Raw genomic sequence first — 19,694 nt, forward strand, 5'->3', positions numbered from 1 at the left:
GGGGATTCTGTTCTTGATAGGATCAGCGGCAGTTTAAGACTTTATTTATTGAGTCTTAGATTGCCGCTGTTTTTATTACTGGACAGTCCCGTAGCATGTTATTCTCTATCAAACAATAGCCCGATAGAGTAGTTTCGGCTGTATTCACCAAGATGTAATAAAGAGTTGATGCTTTCATGAACGTTTGAAGGCAAAAAGGTGACCGGAGCTGATTTACTTAAAATTAAAGATATAATAATTCAAAATATCTACGATTTTTATAAGGAGGCACTAACGTAATGGGCATCGATACCGTGCTGTGGAGCAGACTGGTGACAGGCTTGACACTGGGATTCCACGTTATTTTCGCAACAATTGGCGTTGGGGTTCCGCTGATGATCGCCATTGCTGAATTCATGGGCATACGCAAAAAAGACCCTCACTATACACTGATGGCCAAGAGATGGGCCCGCGGGTTTGTCATTTCTGTGGCCGTGGGCGTGGTGACCGGTACGGCGATTTCACTGCAGCTGGCCTTGATCTGGCCTAATTTCATGAAGCTGGCCGGTAACGTGATTGCGCTCCCGTTATTTATGGAAGTGTTTGCGTTCTTTTTTGAGGCGATCTTCCTGGGCATTTACCTCTATACCTGGGACCGGTTCAAGAAGCCGTATATCCACTGGCTTCTTACGATCCCGATTGTTGCCGGTGCCGGGATGTCCGCTGTTTTTATCACGACGGTAAACGGGTTCATGAATCAGCCTGAGGGCTTTGCCATGGCGGGTGGGCAATTCATAGCTGTCAATCCCGTGGAGGCGATGCTGAATACAGCGACGTTCTCCAAGGTGTTCCATGTATTAAGCTCAGCCTATCTGACCGGAGCCGCACTGCTGGCGGGCATTGCTGCGTTTGCACTCCTGAGGAAGGGCGCCTCGGAATACCATAAAAAAGCGCTGAAGCTGATGATGGCCGTGGTGATGGTGTTTGGACTGCTGAACTCACTTGCTGGAGATGCGTCTGCGAAATTTTTGGCGGAGCATCAGCCGGAGAAGCTGGCAGCGGCAGAGTGGCATTTTGAAACGGAAAGCGGAGCAGATTTAATTCTGTTAGGGTGGCTTAACGCAGAGCATGAGGTTCTGGGTGCACTGCACATTCCCAAATTTCTCAGCTTCCTCGCCTTTGGCGATTTTAATGCAGAAGTGACAGGACTGAATGAATTCCCTGCGGATGAGCGGCCGCCGCTCCTGGTTCACTATTTGTTTGATCTGATGGTCGGTGTAGGGTTCGCACTGCTAGGCATTTCATTCCTGTATTTCCTGTTTGTCTTCTGGAAAAAACGCAATGAGCATAACAAATGGCTGCTTCGCGCGATCGCGTTAGGCGCACCGCTTGCCTTTTTGGGAGTCGAGCTAGGCTGGTTCTACGCTGAGATCGGGCGGCAGCCCTGGATCTTAAGGGGATACATGCGTGTAGAAGAGGGGGCTACGACATCACCGAGCGTAAGGATCCTGTTTTTTGTATTCCTGTTGCTGTACATCCTGTTAGGCACGGTATGTGTGCTTGTGCTGCGGCGCATGTTCAAGGACAATCCGGCAGAAACCGAGATGGAGAAGTGGAATCAGCATCCCGGCGGCAAATCAACAGTAAAGGGTGAGCACGCAAAATGAGTTATGAGCTGGTTGGAATTTCAGTGCTCTGGCTGTTTTTATACGGCTATTTAATTGTGGCCTCTATTGATTTTGGAGCCGGGTTCTTTGCCTTTTATGCCCGGCTGACGAAGCAGGATCATCTGATTAACCGTTTGATCTCCCGCTACTTATCGCCAGTCTGGGAGATTACGAATGTCTTTTTCGTCTTTTTTTATATTGGACTTGTCGGCTTCTTCCCGGATACCGCTTATTATTACGGCTCGGCGCTACTTGTTCCGGGAAGCATTGCGCTTATCCTGATCGCGATCCGCGGTTCGTTCTATGCGTTCGAGAATTACGGCTCCAAGAATAACATCGTATATCTGTTCCTGTACGGCGCTTCGGGCCTGCTGATTCCCGCGTCCTTGTCAGTGGCACTTACCCTGTCGGAAGGCGGCTTTATCTTTAAGCGGGGAGAGACCGTGTCTCTGGATTACTGGGCATTGTTCACTAACCCGTTATCCTGGAGCATTGTAGGCTTGGCGATTGTATCGGTGTTGTTCATCAGCGCCTCCTTTTTGGCCTTTTATGCTTCCCGGGCAGAGGATCAACCCGCGCTGAAGCTTATGCGTACTTATGCGCTGTTCTGGAGCACGCCGACCATTGTTATCGCGCTGACGGCCTTTATTTATCTGGGCCAGCACAATGAGCGGCATTTTCAAAATATGATGGATTTATGGTGGCTGCTTGCGCTGTCTGTTGCTTTCTTCATGCTTGCCATGTGGCTGCTGTACAGCGGACGCCGTTACGGGTTGGCGTTCATAAGCATCATGCTGCAATTCCTATGCGCCTTCTTCGCTTACGGAATCGGGCAATATCCTTATATTCTGGACCCGTTCATTACGCTTGAGAACAGCATCACTTCACCGGCTATGGGTCTGGCGCTGGTCATTGTGTTCATCGGGGGTATGTGCTTGCTCATTCCTTCCCTGATTCTGGTGTTCAAGCTGTTCCTCTTTGACGCAGACTATGTGAAAGGAAAGAAATAAATGAAGAGCAAAACAAGTCTGATCGCTGAGCAAATGTCGGGGCAACGAAAACGGCTGGTTATGCTGACCCTCCTGTCGCTCCTGCTCGGCATTGCGATTGTAAGTCAGGCCGGGCTGCTGGCGGAAGCGGTCCAGCGGGTGTTCGTGGAGAAGGCTTCCTTATCCTCGGTTGCTCTGCTGCTCGCTCTTCTGCTGTCAGTGATGGCTATCCGCACTTTGCTGTTATACGGAAATGGAAGAATAGGCTTGGCTATGGCAGCCGCCGCTAAGGCAAATATGCGTTCATCCGTGCTGCAGAAGCTTACCCATGCGTCCATGCCATCAACGCTGCGGGGGCAGACAGGGGGGAAGGTCAGTGTGGCTCTGGATGCAGTGGACGAGGCTGACAGCTATTTCAGTCACTACATGCCGCGGATGGCCGAAGCAGCGATCATCCCGGTTCTGATTCTGGCGGTTACGTTTGTTTTACATGCGAATACCGGCTTCATTCTGTTGTTTACGGCACCGTTCATCCCGCTGTTTATGATTCTGGTGGGACTGCAAACGAAGAACAAATCGGAAGAGAAATATGCGCAGCTTGCAGAATTCTCGGGTACCTTCCTGGATTCGCTGCAAGGGCTGGTGACCTTGAAAATATTTGGGCAATCCCGCCGCCAGCAACAGCAGATTGAGCGCAGCAGCCTGGGGTACCGTGACGCGACCATGGATATTCTGAAGGTTGCGTTTACGAATACGTTTATGCTGGAATCGATCGTTATGCTGAGCATCGGGATTGTTGCCCTTGAATTGGCTATTCAGCTGCTTGTATTCAAATCGATGGCGTTCCACACGGCCTTTCTTGTGCTGCTGCTTGTTCCCGAGTTTTTTAACCTGCTCAAGAATACCGGCACCGCTTTTCACAGCGGGCGGACCAGTATGGGGGCGGTCCGTAAGGTGGAGCAGATGCTTGCGGAAATAGGCGGCGGCACCGGTGCACAGCCGGAAGGGGGCGGGCAGTCCTCAGCCAAGCTTCTCAAGATGCCGCCATCCATTGCGCTGGATGATGTGCATTTCCATTATGCACCCGGTTCATTTGAGCTTAAGGCCGGACCCGTCTCCATAGGACCGGGAGAGCATGTTGCGATTGTCGGGCACAGCGGCTCGGGCAAAACAACCTTGCTCCATCTCATTGCCGGGCTTCTGAAGCCGGTATCAGGGACAGTGCTGGTGAACGGAAGCCCGCTGTCGGAGTGGGAGGAAGACTCATGGTTTGAGCAGGTCAGCTATATTACGCAGCACCCCTATATTTTTGCCGGCACCTTCGCTGACAATATCGCCATCGGCGCCGGACGTAAGGTCTCCAGGGATGAAATCAGGCAGGCCGCAGAGGATGCGGGACTTGCACAGCTTGTTGCCGGGCTGGAACAGGGACTCGACACCAATGTCGGAGAAGGGGGCAGGGGATTGTCGGGCGGGGAAAAGCAGCGCCTTGCTTTAGCGCGGGCCTTTTTGAAACGGCCGGCTCTGATCCTGTTCGATGAGCCTACGGTGGGCCTCGACTTGCAGACCGAACAAATCCTGCAAAGCTCCATAACCGCGCTGGCCCAAAAGGCAACCATGATCACAGTCGCGCACCGGTTATATACGATCCGGCAAGCGGATCACATTTTGTTTATGGACCATGGCGTATTAGCGGCGGCAGGACCTCACGACGAGCTCCTTGAACGTGTGCCTCAATATGCCGAGATGGCCCATATTCAGCGAAAAGGAGGTTCAGCATGAACGAGCTGGCGATTTTGTCCAAGGCCATGATAGCAGAGCGTAAGGATATTCTCCTGTCGATTCTGGGAGGGTTTATTGCCGGCGCAGCCGGTGTGGCCCTCTTTTCCGCAAGCGGGTATCTGATTTCACAGACGGTCTTTATGCCGCCGCTCTATACCTTGATTGTTCTTACCGCGCTGGTCAAGCTGCTGGGTCTGCTCCGGGCGGCAAGCCGTTACGGGGAACGCCTGTATTCGCACAGAGCAACCTTTTCCATGCTTAGCCGTTTGCGTACAGGCTTTTTTGCCAGGCTGATCCCGTTAACGCCCGGTATATTGAACAAGAACCGCAGCGGAGATCTGCTTGCGCGTATTGTCGGCGATGTAGAGAGTCTGCAGAATTATTTTTTGCGTGTCGCTTATCCGCCGGTGATCGTCATCACGGTGTTTCTGGCAACCATGGTGTTCAGTGCCTCTTATTCATTCTGGATGGCCTGCTTGTTCGTAATAGGGATGCTGCTGACAGCAGTGGTTGTACCGGGAATCGTATTGGTGGGCCAGCGGGCGATACACGGCCGCGTCCGTAAGCAGCGGGCGCTGCTGTCAACGGAAGTCACCGAGGTCTTGTACGGCTTCCGCGATCTGAAGGTGTACGGGCAATTGCCGCAGCGGGAGCAGCAGCTCCAGGCGGCTTCGGCAGCACTGACAGCAGAGCAGCAGCGTGCAGCAGGTCATCTGCTGCGCGGACAGGCGATGCACACCTTTGTAACCTTTTTTATTTCCTGGGGTGTACTGACGCTTGGGGCCTATCTAATTATGGAGGGTGCGCTGGCTGGCGTGTTTTTAGCGATGCTTGTGATGGCCGCACAGACGGTGTTTGAAGAAGCTGGAGCCATGGCCACTTTGCCAGCCTATAAGCAAGACAGTGAGCATGCGGCCAAAAGGCTGACTGAAACCGTATTGACTGCCACTGATTTACCTGTGCACCCGGACCGCACTCTGCCCGCGGGAAATCCGGTTTCGGTGGAGCTGTCCGGTGTTACGTTCCAATATGATGATGAGTGGCGGCCTGCGCTGACAGAGCTGTCACTGCAGCTCCCGGCAGGCTCCAGAACGGCAGTGGTCGGACCGAGCGGGTCCGGCAAATCCACCCTGATTGATCTGCTGCTCAAGCTGCGCACACCTGCATCCGGGGAGATACGTTTGGGCGGCATTCCGGTACAAGAGCTGGATGAGTCAGGCATTTGGGAAGCTTCGAATGTCGTCTTACAGCAAGGTCATTTTTTCCGTGGAACAGTCCGTGACAACCTGCTGCTGAATGGAGAAGAAGCATCTGACGAAGTATTGTTAGAAGCTCTCGCTAAGGCCCAACTGCCGGATGTGGCATTACATGATGTGGTATTCGAAAAAGGAGAGAACCTGTCCGACGGGGAGAAGCAGCGTCTGGCGCTGGCCCGGGTCATGCTCCGCAAAGGGCGGTTGTGGCTGCTGGATGAACCGACCTCTTCGCTGGATTATGTAACGGAAGAGCGCGTGTTAACCCGTCTCTACGAACAAGCTGCCGGAGATACCTTACTGCTCATTTGCCACCGGCTTACCGGCCTGGAAAGCATGGACAGGATTATCGTCATGGAGCAGGGCAGGGTCATCGAAACAGGTTCATATGCGGAGCTAATGGAGCAACAGGGCTACTTGTACCGTATGAAGCAAATAGAGCTGCAAATGATTGGAGAGCTATAGGCAGAAGGTCTCTATCGCGAGGCGATTATTCATGAATTGATTAACAATGCGACCATCGATATGATTATGCTGCTCACCTTAAGGTGAGCCTTTTTTTTGGTGAAGAAAGTCACATTTTAATTTTGGGATATATGCTATTTTTATCTTGTTAAATGTAAATATTACCTCCTATACTAATTCTCCCTACTTTATACCTATTCATCCCCTTTAATGGTAATAGTTAATTATCACTACTCTGAAGTCTACCAATCCGTTGTAAAATGCATATTTATGCAAAATAATACATAGTTAGTCAATGGAATTTTTTTGTGATTTACAGTTGTGAATGATAAGCATAGTAAAAGGAGCGAGAGGTATGAATAAGCAGACGGACAAGCTAGTGGCGATTGTGGGGATGGGCTGCAGGTTCCCGGGAAGCGCAAATAATGTAGAACAGTTCTGGGACATCTTGAAGTCAGGCAAGGATACGATTACGGATATTCCCGAGGATAGATGGAGTGTTGAAGAATATTATCATCCTAACAAACAGGTAAAAGGAAAAAGCCACGCCAGGCGTGGAGGATTTATCGATAAGTTTGATCAATTTGATGCAAAGTTCTTTGGGATTAATGCCAGAGAGGCAGATCAAATCGATCCGCAACAGAGGCAAATGCTGGAGATTGTCTGGGAGGCTCTAGAAGACGCAGGAATTAAGCCCGGCAGTCTGAGCGGTTCCCGCACCGGTGTGTTTATCGGCGGATTTACGCTCGATTATAAAATTCTGCAATTTGCTGACGCTGCACAAATTGGAACCCATGCTGCAGTAGGAAGCATGATGACGATGTTATCGAATAGAATCTCGTACATATACAATTTAATGGGTCCCTCTCTATCCATAGACACAGCCTGCTCGTCCTCCGTGGTTTCTGTTCATGAAGCCTGCAAAAGTCTGCACAACGGTGAATGCGATCTGGCCTTGGCAGGCGGCATGGAACTGATCTATGCCCCGGAATATTTCATAGCCGAATCCAAAGGCGGATTCTTGTCGGTGGACGGAAGCTGCAAGACCTTCGACGCTGCTGCGAACGGTTATGTCAGGGGGGAAGGGGGCGGAATCCTTGTCCTTAAAAGTCTGGAAAAAGCGCTCGAAGACGGCGACTATGTGTATGCCGTGATCAGAGAGAGCCTTGTGAACCAGGACGGAAAAACGAATGGTATTACGGTTCCTAACGGCGAATCCCAAAAGATGCTGCTGCAGGATGTATATGCGAGAGCAGGGATTGCCTCCGATGAAGTTCAGTATGTCGAATTGCATGGAACCGGAACAGCACTGGGTGATCCCATTGAAGTCAATGCGGTCGGTGAATTCTTTGGAGAGCACAGGACGGAAGATAACAGATGTATCATGGCCTCGGTCAAACCGAACATCGGTCATCTGGAGGCAGCTTCCGGCGTAGCATCGGTAATCAAGGCGGCGTGCATTCTTGATCATAGACAGATTGTGCCGCATATCGGAATGAAAGAGCTTAATCCTGAGCTTGATCTGGACAAGCTGAGGCTAAGAATTCCCTTAACCAATGAAAGCTGGCCGCAGGATGGTAAAGATGCCATCGTCGGTGTCAATTCGTTCGGTTTTGGCGGAACCAATGCGCACGTGATTTTACAGGGAATAACGGGTGACAGACAGTACGATGGAACAGTCAACGAAGAACTGCCTCAAGTATTAACCATCTCCGCAAAAACAGAACAATCCTTAAAGGCTCTTGCCGCAGAATACACTGAATTTTTGAATCAAACCGCCGAAAGCTTACCGGATATTTGTTATTCCGCACTTACCAAACGTGAGAAATTCCCGAAATCCCTTGTGTTATTCGGAGGGAATATACAGGAGATCATTCAGGGTCTGACAGATTATCAGCAGGATACTTTGCCGCAGAATGTGGTTGTGGGCAATGAAGGTAAAGACAAGCGACTGGTGTTTATTTTCACCGGCATGGGTCCTCAATGGTACGCGATGGGACGCGAGCTCTATCATGTGAATACGGTATTCCGCAATACGGTCGAGAAGTGCCACGCTGAGTTCTCCCGATACTTGTCCTGGTCATTGATGGATGAATTCCTGATTCATGAGGAACAATCCAGCATGCAGTTCACCGAAGTCTCCCAGCCGTTGAATTTTACGGTGCAGGTGGCCTTGGTTGAGATGTGGAAGAGCATGGGGGTTGTCCCGGATCTGATTATCGGACACAGTGTGGGTGAAGTGGCAGGATTGTATGCTGCCGGTGTCTACAGCTTTGAAGATGCGGTCCGGATTTCGTATTACCGCAGTATGCTCCAGCAGCGGCTGACGGGTAAAGGCGGTATGCTTGCGGTTGGCTTGAATGAAGAACAGGCCAAGGAGCTGATTGCTGACAATAACGACAAAGTATCCATTGCGGCAATCAACAGCAACACAAGCGTAACCCTGTCCGGAGATATGGCCTGTCTTACAGAGATCAGCAGCAAGCTTGAAGTTGACGGTGTTTTTAACAAGTTCTTAAGAGTAACGGTACCTTATCATAGTGTGTTTATGAATGAGATTAAATCGGAGCTGCTGGAAGCCCTGCGCGATATTCATCCGCAACCAACCAAAATCAGAACGTATACCACCGGAAATGGCCAGCTGGCGGAAGGGCCGGAGCTGGATAATGAATACTGGTGGCTGAATGTATCCGGTTCCGTGTACTTTGCCAAGGCCATGGAACAGATTTTGGAGGAAGGCTATTCCTGTTTTGTTGAGGTTGGCCCTCATCCGGTACTGGCGAATTCAGTCAGTGAGCTTGCGAGTGAGAAGGATATAGAAGTTCTGATCTCGCCCTCCCTCCGCAGAAATGATCCGGAAATACCAAGAATGCTTAGAACCTTGTCTGAGCTATTCTGTGCAGGCTATGAAATTGACTGGTCCCGGATCTACAGAGGAACCTTTAAGTATGTGAAGCTGCCGCATTATCAATGGGAGCATGAGAGGTTCTGGAAGGAATCCAAAGAGCATATGAAGAGACGCCTTGGACAGAAAGAGCATCCTTTTATCGGATACCGCAAGAACAGCGTGGTTCCGGCATGGGAAGCGGAAATCAATGATTATATTATGCCGTTCGTCTCAGACCATTGTGTAAATGGCAGTGTACTGCTGGCCGGAGCCCATTTCATTGAAGCCTCGTTCCAAATGCTCCGTGATTACAGCAAATTAAGCATTGATGAGGTGTATGGTTTATATCATATTCACTTTAAAAGAGCGCTGTTCCTTGATGAGAACAATGCCGGCCATATGTCTATTAACTATGATCCGCAGCATGGTGTGGTGAAGATCGGAAGCCTGGCAGATGGCGATGTATCCAGAACTACCGAGAATTTCCGTGGGGAATTTGTCAGAAAACAGACCTGGAGTGTGAGCCGGACAGCCGATCTGGAGGCTCTTAAGCACAGTGCCAAGGAAATTCTGAATCAGGCGGAATGCTACGGGCTGCTGGAGAAAATGAATTTCACCTACGGCCCTATGTTCCAGGGACTTAAGAAGGTATGGATTAATCATAATGAAGTTCTGGCTGAGATCTGCACGCTGGACGAGTTAGGCATCCAGGACATGGATAATATCCTGCATCCGGCTATTCTTGATGCTGCCTTTCAGTCGCTTCTCGTTAATCAATTTGATGAGCTGAGAGATCACGGACAAGTTGATATTAAGCTGCCGGATACGGTGGACTCAGTCGTCGTATACGGTAACACGTCCGGTCCATTGCGGGTCCGTTCTATAGTGAAGGAATCGGGTAAGGAGTTCATTGCCGGGGATATTGAAATCTATGATGAGCAAGGCAACATTGTTGTCATTGTAGACAACTTTGTGGCCAGATCCGTAGAGAAAAGTCCGGAAGCTGCCGTGCTTAGCGAGAAGAATCTGAAAGAATGGTTCTATGGCATTGAATGGAAGGCTCAGGAGGTAGAGAACGATGAGCAGCTGATCGCAGCTCGACATTCGTATACGAACTGGGTTGTGCTGTGTGATGCTTCCGGCACGGGTGACAGGATTGCCGGGAACCTAAGCGGCAGAGGCTATAACTGCAAACGGTTCTACGCGGATTATCAGAATCCCGGCAACCAGGATGCAGGCAGTGTTATTGTCAGCAATAATCAAGCGGATTATATCAAGCTGATTCAGCACATGGATCAAGAGCAGGAATACGGCATTATCCACCTGTGGGGTATGGACATTACAAGTCATGATCAGATGGACACGGATGCTATTGAGGCTTCCAAGCAGAAGGCTGTCAACAGTATCCGCCATGTTATGAATACTTTGAATGAGCACTCCGTGAAATATCGTACTTGGGCAGTTACCCAAGGGGCAGTCAGTGTTGACGGCAAGGAGCCAGTTGATGTGCTGCAGGGAGCGGCTATCGGTATGTGCAGAGTAATCAGCCACTCCGAGTGCATTGGAAGCTGGGGAGCAAGTATGGATATCGATCATCACCCCGCCTCTGTCGATCTTTTGATCAATGATCTGGAGAACTATACACGTGAAGATCAGCTGGCGTATAGAAACGGTGTCCGTTATGTTGCCAGACTGGAGCATATCTACGATCTGGACGGGAACATCCCGGTAACTATGGCGGACAATAAGATTTATCTGGTCACGGGTGCAATGGGCTCACTCGGGCAGATCACTGTGAATTGGATGTACGATAAGGGAGCCAGACATTTTGTATTGATAGGCCGTACCCCGTTTCCTGGTAAAAAAGAACGAAAAGTGATGACTTCATCCCATAAGCTGTACAGCCAGGTGCAATTTATCAATGAGCTTGAACGGAAAGGCTGTACCGTTGAAGTAGCCGCGCTGGACATCGCTAATGAAGCAGCAGTCGGGGAGCTTACGCATAGATTGATTCATGAAGAAACCATGCCGATCGGCGGTGTGATCCATATTGCCGGTGTAGTCAAAGACAAATTAATGATGCAAATGGAGCAGCATGAGTTCGATGAGGTCTATGACACCAAAGTTAAAGGCGCATGGCTATTGAATAAATATCTTGAAGAGGTTGAACTGGACTTTTTCATTATGTACTCTTCCACAGGATCAGTCGTTACGGCGGTTGGACAAGTGAATTATGCCGCAGCGAACTCCTTTATGGATTCACTGGCCTGCTACCGCCGCAGTAAAGGCAAATCTGCCTTGAGTCTGGGCTGGGGACCATGGGGTGTAGGGATGGTTAAAGAAAAGAATTTGATTGATCATTATAAATATCAAAGAGGCATGAACCCTATCTATGCGGTGAATGGCATGCAGGCGCTGGAAAGAGTGTTCGGACAACAGCTATGCCATGCTGTAATCGGTGAAGCGGACTGGCCGCTTGCGCTTAATAATTATCCGGGCAAGCCGGCATTGTATAATCACCTCGCCATGCAAAGCGAAGATACTGCAGGGGACATGCAGGAGACCGACTTATTCAGCATACTGGCCAAAGCCTCCGGCATGGAAGAAAAAAGTGCAGTTATCATGGATTTCTTCGCTGAGATCATCGCTGAGACCATTCATGCCAAGAAGGATGCGCTTGTTCTTGATGAGCCGATCAGTTCGGTTGGAGTGGACTCCATTATCGCTGCAGAGATCAGAAATAAAATAAATAAGAAATGCAGTATTAACATTTCCATTGTTGACCTTCTGGGCGGAATCAGCATTGCTGACTTGGCCGGAAAACACTTCAATGACATTAACGACTTAATTATTGAAGACGAATCCGAAGCAGACCTGGAAGCATTATTGGACCAGTTAGAGAATCTGACAGAAGAAGAGGCTGCACTTCTATTATCTAAATAAAAACGGAAAGGAGGATACAGAAGCATGGAAATATCCGCTCAGAATGATGATCTTAGAGACCTCGATATTGCCATTATCGGAATGGACTGCCAGGTTCCGGGAGCAGATGACGTAATGCAGTATTGGGAGAATCTGTGCAACGGGACGGAGTCGCTTACCTTCTTCACCGATGAGGAGCTTCGGGCAGCGGGGGTACCGGAAGAACTGCTCAGCAATCCCGAGTACAGGAAGTGCGGCTTCAAAATAAATAATATTGAGCAATTTGATGCGGCGTTCTTTGGCTTCACGCCCAGGGAAGCGGCACTGATGGACCCGCAGCAAAGAATTCTGCTTGAGAGCTCATGGCGGCTGATGGAAAGTGCCGGGTACCAATCGGACCAGTATGCAGGGAAGGTGGGCGTATTCGTCGGAACGGGAACCAGCAAGTATTTATTGAAGAATATTATGTCCAGTATGGATCTGGATTCCACTCCCGAGATCAGACAAATATGGATTGGGAACGATGTTCATTATGCTTCGACCATGATTTCCTACAAGCTGAATCTGAAGGGACCGAGCGTGAACGTGCAGACTGCATGTTCCACTTCCCTGACCGCCGTAGTTCTGGGCTGTCAGGCTCTGCTGAACTATCAATGCGATATGGCCATTGCCGGAGGGAGCTCCCTGTCGCTTCCTCAGGTTAGCGGTTATCTCTACATCAAAGGAGAGGTTCTTGCGGAGGACGGACATTGCCGGCCGTTTGATAAAGATTGCAGCGGTTCATTAAGCGGCAGCGGAGTAGGAACCGTGCTGCTGAAAAGATTGGAAGATGCTGTGAACGACCGCGATCATATCATCGCTGTCATTAAGGGAGCCGCCTTTAATAATGACGGTTCGGCAAAGGTTGGTTATTCGGCACCAAGCATTGAAGGCGAACGCAATGCGATTAAGAGCGCCCAGATACTAAGTGAGATAGATGAAGAAACGATTACTTATATTGAGACTCATGGAACAGCGACTCCCATGGGGGACCCCATAGAGGTACAAGCACTTACAGAAGCCTTCTCGGAAGCCACGGACAAGCTGAATTTCTGCGCCCTGGGTGCAGTGAAAGCCAATATCGGACATTTGGATTCTGCAGCAGGTACGGCCGGGTTAATCAAAACCAGTCTGATGCTCCAGAAGCAGAAGCTTGTACCCTGCATTAACTATAAAGAAACGAATCCTAACATTGATTTGCAGAACTCGCCTTTCTATGTCAATACCCGTCTCAGAGACTGGAACCCGGATTGCGGGGTAAGAAGAGCAGGCGTCAGCTCGTTTGGTATTGGAGGGACCAATGTTCATGTAGTCCTGGAAGAAGCGATCGACACCCGCAAAGTCGAGAGTAATGAGGAATTCCAATTGCTGCTGCTATCCGCAAAGACAAAGACCGCTTATGAAGAGATTGCCGGGCAATTGCTGGATTTTGTGCAAAATAATAAAGATATTGATTACCGTAATATCCTGTATACGATGAATATCGGAAGAAAGAGACTGCCCTATCGAGGCGGTCTGGTCTGTAACAGCAGAGAAGATCTGATTCATAAATTGGGCGGGAGCCTTCCTGCCGTAAAATCTCCAAATGAGAACGAAAAGGAAATTGTATTTCTGTTCCCGGGACAAGGCGTGCAGTATGTGAATATGACAAAACAACTGTACGATACGAAGCCTGTATTCCGGCATGAGCTGGATAAGTGCTTCGAAATCCTTCAGAAGCAGTTGAACTATGATTTAAGACAGCTTATCTTTGCAGATCAAGCGGATGCTAAGGGTGAGGAGACACTCACAGAAACCCGTAATACACAGGTTGCTCTATTTGCCGTTGAGTACTGCTTGGCCAAGACTTTGATGCATTGGGGAATTACTCCCAAAGCTCTGCTGGGGCATAGTGTTGGAGAGTACGTAGCCGCTTGTCTGGCCGGGGTATTCTCACTCGAGGATGGTCTTAGATTAATGGTCATGCGGGGCCGGATCATCCAAAGTCTGCCGGCGGGCGAAATGCTGTATGTGAATATGAACGAGCAGGAAGCGCAGGCCTATATTAACGGGAAGGTCTCACTGGCCTTGATTAATTCCGAGAACCGGGTGGTATTGGCCGGGGATAGCGCAGCGCTGCAGGAAGTGGTCGAACAGATTACAGAGGATCGAGAGTACAGAATTCTTCACACCTCCCATGCTTTTCATTCCTATATGATGCAGGGGGCAGTGGAGGACATGCTGAAGGTGCTCCAGACGGTGACGTTCAACAAGCCGATGATCCCGATCATGTCCAATGTCACGGGAGAGTGGCTGAAGCCGGAAGAGGCGATGAGTGCAGACTATTGGATACAGCATATGCTGGGCACTGTCAGATTTAAAGATGCTGCACTTCATTTGGCACAGAAAAATTATAAATACTTCATCGAAGTGGGTCCGGGAAAAACGCTCTCTGTCTTTATGCAGGATAATTTGAAAGACTACGCGGAGTGCCTATTGTTCCAAACGGTCCGCGGCATTAAGAATACGATGAATGATAATAAATTTCTGGCGGAGTTCGTAAAGAAGGCCTGGATCAGCGGACTAACCATTGATTTTGCAAAATATTACGAAGATGAAAGCTTATTCAGAACCCCTTTGCCGACGTATCCTTTTGAAAGGAAGAGACATTGGATTGAAGCTGGCAAGCAGAAGGCTTATGAAGCGGCTGGAAGCAACGGCTGGGATAGGGAGCTCTCAGCAGACAGTGCTGTAGAAGCGGACACGATAGAGTATAACCGGCCGGATATATCGGTGGAATATGAACAGCCTGACAATGCGATTGAAGAGAGTATAGTGGAAATCCTCCAGGAGATTATGGGGATCACGCCGATTGGAATCAACGATAACTTCTTTGAGCTTGGCGGACATTCTCTGATGATCACACAAGTCGTCCTGAGAATTAAGGAACTCTATGGGATTGAATTGCAGTTGAAACTGTTTATCGAAGCACCGACTGTCAAGAATGTAGCTGACCTTGTATTGGAAGAGTTGTCAGAAAGCCTCGATTTGGATGCAGTCTAAATATGGACAGTTAGAGGTGTGGAGAGATGCAGAACAACGAAAGCGGAAGCGTGAAAAACAGAGTGAATGCCTTGTCGGACGCCAAGAGACTGCTGCTGGAGAGTCTCTTGGAGGAACAAAGAAAAAAGAAAAGACAGATCATCCTGCAAGACAAAGGGCTGCATAGGGTCAGCAAGAGAGCACCGGAGTTGACCGTGTTGCCTTCCAACTATATGCAAAAGAAAATTTGGTATGTCGAACAGCTCTTCAATGAATCGATTACGTATAACGTTTCGGGTTATGTGAAATTCCATGGGAAACTTCAGGTGGAGCTTTTGCACAAGGCCTTCAGAACGGTGGTTAAGCAGCAGGAGGTGCTGCGTTCCAAATTCAAGGGAGGACAAGGACAGCTTGAGGTTGAGCTCAGCGAAGATACCGAAGAGCCGGCCTTCAGAATGTATGATTGCTCCCAGGCAGGGATGGAAATATCGCCTGACGATATCAGGCAAAGGATGTACACGGAAGGAATACAGCCGTTCCGGTTAGCTGAGGGCAAGCTTATTCGCCTGATCTGTTACAAGCTTAGTGAGACCGAATGGATTGGACAAATTGTTTGGCATCATATTGTATCGGACGGCTATTCAAGCGGCATTTTTATTAGAGAACTGCTTCAACTGTATGAAGCCTATACAGGCGCAAGCATGGTACCTGTACAGGAGCCCGTTGTGCAATATTATGATTATGTCATCCACATGAATGAACGGATTGCCAAAGGCGAGTTCGATCATCAGCTTAAGTTCTGGAGGGAACAATTGTCGGGCAGCAGCATGAGCTGTATGCTTCCAACGGATTACACGGCCGGTCATGGGCTTACCTATCATGGCGAACGGGTAGCTTTTTCAATCCGCAAGGAGATGAAAGTAAAACTGGAAGCTGCTGCAAAAAAACACGGAGTTACACTGTTTGTATTGTTAATGAGCGCACTCAAAATCATGCTGCATAAGTATGTACACCAAAACGATATTATTGTCGGGGTCCCGGTTACCGGCAGAAATGAAGAGGAATGCCAGAGCATCATCGGGTGCTTCCTGAACATGCTGCCGATCCGCAGTAATATTGGTGAAGAGCAACCATTATTCGATTATATCCAGGCGGAGAATGCCCAGGTGATGCAGGCCTTGAAGCATCAGGATTTGCCGTTTGATTTTATAGTAGAGGACTTGAAGGTAGAAAGAGATTTGCTGTCCACCCCGATCTATCAGGTGGTGTTCAGTTATGAGACCAATGCGTTAAAGGATATTACAACAAAGGATTTCTACATAGAGTTCGAAGAACTGGATTTAAAAACGGCCAAGGTTGATCTGGCGCTGGAAGTCAATGATGAAAAGGATGGGTTAAGCGCCTGGTTTGAGTATAAATCGGATAAATTCTCCCGGGAGCGGATTGAAAAGATTAAGGATTATTATCTGAATATTCTGCAATTCATTGCTGAATATGACAATCAGCCTATAAAAAATATTGAAATGATCCCGGAAGAAGAAAAGGATGAGATACTCTACTCTTTTAACGAAAAGGTTACGGACTATAAGCCACAGACCATTAAGCAGTTATTCGAGACCCAGGCGGCGCTCCGGGAAGAGGCAGTAGCCATAGTGTGCGGCAATGAGCGGATTACCTATAGAGAACTGAATAACCGCAGCAATCAACTGGCACATCATCTGCGGAAATACGGTGTGGGCTGCGAGAGTCTGGTTGCCATTATGCTGGATAAATCCATTGAGGCCATCATTGCCATACTGGGGGTAACCAAGGCTGGCGGAGCTTATATGCCGGTGGATTCGGCTTATCCCCGGGAGCGGATGGAGTATATTCTGGAAGACAGCAATGTCCGGTATATGATAACTTCCGGCATCCATCAGGATTATGCAGGCATTGAGCAGATTTCAATGGGTGACAAGCATATCGATACCGAGTCCACGGACAATCTTACGGACCACAGCAATCCGGATAATCTTGCTTATGTAATCTATACCTCGGGAACTACAGGTCAGCCCAAAGGCGTTATGGTGGAACACAGCGGTATTGTTAACTTGAGAGATTATTTTTGGGATAAATACAAAGTGACCACGGATGATACGATCCTGCAATTTGCCAATCTTGTTTTTGATGCCTCTGTCTGGGAAATGATTATGGGAATTCTCACCGGTGCAAGACTATGCATCATTACCAAAGAAGTAGCGCTGGATGTGAATCTGCTGGAACTGGAGCTGAAAAGGCATAACGTAACCGTTGCCACCTTGCCTCCGCCATACTGGAATGTAATAGCGGATAGACCCATCGGAATCCGTCTGTTGATCACAGCGGGATCAGCAGCAAGCGTCAATCTAGTGGAGAATTTGCCAGAGCCGATTGAATATTTCAATGCGTATGGACCTACCGAGACTACGGTCTGTGCGTCGGACTGGCAATACGAAAGGACTGTTCAAATCCCGAATAGAATTCCGATCGGCAAGCCAATTGCCAATATGCAAATCTATATTATGAATTATACTTCCTTATGTGGAAAAGGAATTATTGGAGAATTATGTATAGCAGGAGTAGGCATTGCCCGGGGGTATCTGAACAGGCCGGAACTGACAGCGGAGAAATTTATTGATAATCCCTATGGTCCCGGTAAATTGTACCGGACGGGGGATTATGCTAGCTGGCTGAACGACGGAAATATTGCTTTTACCGGAAGAATAGATCATCAGGTCAAGATCAGGGGACACCGGATCGAAATCGGAGAGATTGAGAATAAACTCTCTTCTCATAACAGAGTGATTGAGGCGGTTGTTATCCCGGAGATTGACCACAAGAGCAATCTTTATCTGGCAGCTTATGTAGTTGTGGATGCAGCAGTGACTCTGACAGAAATCAGAAGCTTTTTGAACGATGGATTACCTTCGTATATGATCCCATCAGCATTTTATACGCTTGAGGCCATTCCGCTTAATATGAATGGTAAGCCGGATAACAGCAGATTAGCGTCCTTAGGCCAGCCTATGGAAGCGGAGAACGATTTTGCTGAACCGACCACAGAGATTGAAAGAACGCTGGAACGAATCTGGTGTGAGCTCTTAGGAGTTGAGCGGGTTAGTATCCGTGATCATTTCTTCGAAATTGGCGGAGACTCCATTATCAGCATGCAGGTTATTGCTAAGGCGGCAGAGGCAGGAATTAAGCTCGAATTAAAGTCTTTTTACGATGATAAATGTATTGAACAAATGGCCTTAAAGGCTGCGGCAGTTGAACACATCTGCTGTGATCAGGGAGAGGTTACAGGTACTTACCTGTTGACACCTATCCAGCAGTGGTTCTTCACCAATAATTTCCCGGAAAATAACCATTGGAATCAGTCTGTAAGCTTTGAATTGAAGCAGACTGTAGATGCTGGGCGATTGAATGAAGCACTCAATGAAGTGTGCCGGCAGCATGATTTGTTAAGAACCCGTGTACTTCCCGGAAAGGCTCCAAGGTATGCGGATATTCTGCCGTTTGCCTACAGCGAACGCCTGAAGAAAGTAGAGATTACAGCTTGTGATGACTATGAGCAGCGGATACAGCAGGAATTGCCGGCTTTTCAGCAATCTCTTAATTTGCAAGCGGGAGAAGTGTTTAAAGGGCTGCTTATTGTGTCCGATACATGGTCAAGTAGCAGACTGGTATTGACAGCGCATCATCTGGTATGCGACGCGGTGTCCTTCAGGTTCATCGCTGAGGATGTATTGAATGGCTATCAAGCCTTAATAGACAAGCGGGAAGTCAGGCTTCCGCAGAAAACCTCATCCTTCATAAGATGGAGCAACGCAGCAGAAGCATACGCCGGCAGCCATGAAGCAGTGAGCAAAAAAAAGGAGTGGACCAAAGAAATTGGGGCTCATTCAAGAAAAACCAAAAGAGGCTGCTCCAGCATTGACAATCTTGAAGGAGAAGCAGAGCACTGCCTGTTCTCCTTATCGGAAGAAGATACCGCCAAGCTAATGATTGAAGTGCCTAAGCATTACAGCATTCAGCCGATTGAGGTCATGATTGCCGCCCTGGAAACGATACTGCATGAATGGGATGGGGCAGACCATACCTTATATCTGGAAAGTCACGGAAGAGATATGCTTGCCGATCAGGTGGATCTGTCAAGAACGGTAGGCTGGTTTACCAACCTGTATCCTTTGTACTTCTCCGCAGATGATATTTCAACTACTGGAGCTACGTTAAAAAAAGTGAAAGACAGATTAGCTGCCGTGCAGAAGCGTAAGTTCGAGTTCTTGCTTAGTGATTACCCCCGTGAAGCTATGGATATTGTTTTTAATTACATGGGGCATTTGGATAACAAGAACCCGCAGCATGAACACTTCCGGCTGATTACCGGAGAACCGCTGTATACCAGGGGATTAAAGAATACAAGAGTCAGTCTGCTTGAAGTCAACGGGTATATCCAGCAAGACCGCTTAACCTTCGAGTGGGGATATAACCCGAATATCCATTCCGGGGAGAACATCGTGCAGCAGGCCAATGCTTTCACGGATACGCTTAGGGGGATGATCAGCTACTGTATTGAATCTGAGGATGATGGAGTTTCCGCTGCAGATTTTGACGATGTGGATATGGAAGATTTAGATTTCATCTTGGCAAAGTTCAATTAAGGTCACTC

7 protein-coding genes are annotated in these 19,694 nt (G+C 48.7%); all 7 read left to right on the top strand.

The genetic code is table 11. The features are described from left to right. The first annotated feature begins 278 nt into the window (after positions 1-278). The 7 genes from NYE26_RS10070 (at position 279) to NYE26_RS10100 (ending at position 19,686) form a co-directional block, all read left to right on the top strand. Positions 279-1,646, top strand: coding sequence for a cytochrome ubiquinol oxidase subunit I (locus tag NYE26_RS10070; RefSeq protein ID WP_339255475.1), 1,368 nt, complete (start codon positions 279-281; stop codon positions 1,644-1,646). Further along, positions 1,643-2,656, top strand: a complete 1,014-nt coding sequence (locus NYE26_RS10075) for a cytochrome d ubiquinol oxidase subunit II (RefSeq protein WP_209878021.1) — start codon at positions 1,643-1,645, stop codon at positions 2,654-2,656. Before NYE26_RS10070 ends, NYE26_RS10075 begins: the two co-directional genes overlap by 4 nt. Then, complete coding sequence (cydD, locus tag NYE26_RS10080; RefSeq protein ID WP_339255477.1) at positions 2,657-4,417, top strand: thiol reductant ABC exporter subunit CydD; 1,761 nt, start codon at positions 2,657-2,659, stop codon at positions 4,415-4,417. It abuts the gene before it with no gap. Beyond that, positions 4,414-6,135 (top strand): thiol reductant ABC exporter subunit CydC, encoded by a 1,722-nt coding sequence (gene cydC, locus NYE26_RS10085; RefSeq protein ID WP_339255479.1) that lies wholly within the window; start codon positions 4,414-4,416, stop codon positions 6,133-6,135. The genes cydD and cydC overlap by 4 nt, the downstream gene beginning before the upstream one ends. A gap of 355 nt (positions 6,136-6,490) precedes the next feature. Then, positions 6,491-11,965 carry a type I polyketide synthase gene (locus NYE26_RS10090; protein ID WP_339255481.1) on the top strand — a complete coding sequence of 1,825 codons (5,475 nt, stop codon included), beginning with the start codon at positions 6,491-6,493 and terminating at the stop codon, positions 11,963-11,965. Positions 11,966-11,989: 24 nt separating this feature from the next. Next, on the top strand, positions 11,990-15,025 hold the full coding sequence (locus tag NYE26_RS10095; protein WP_339255483.1) for a beta-ketoacyl synthase N-terminal-like domain-containing protein: 3,036 nt from the start codon (positions 11,990-11,992) through the stop codon (positions 15,023-15,025). Positions 15,026-15,051: 26 nt separating this feature from the next. Beyond that, positions 15,052-19,686 (top strand): amino acid adenylation domain-containing protein, encoded by a 4,635-nt coding sequence (locus NYE26_RS10100; protein ID WP_339255485.1) that lies wholly within the window; start codon positions 15,052-15,054, stop codon positions 19,684-19,686. Positions 19,687-19,694: the final 8 nt, after the last annotated feature.

Origin of the sequence: Paenibacillus sp. FSL P2-0136 (assembly GCF_037975325.1) — a bacterium.
Taxonomy (GTDB): Bacteria; Bacillota; Bacilli; order Paenibacillales; family Paenibacillaceae; genus Paenibacillus_AQ; species Paenibacillus_AQ silagei.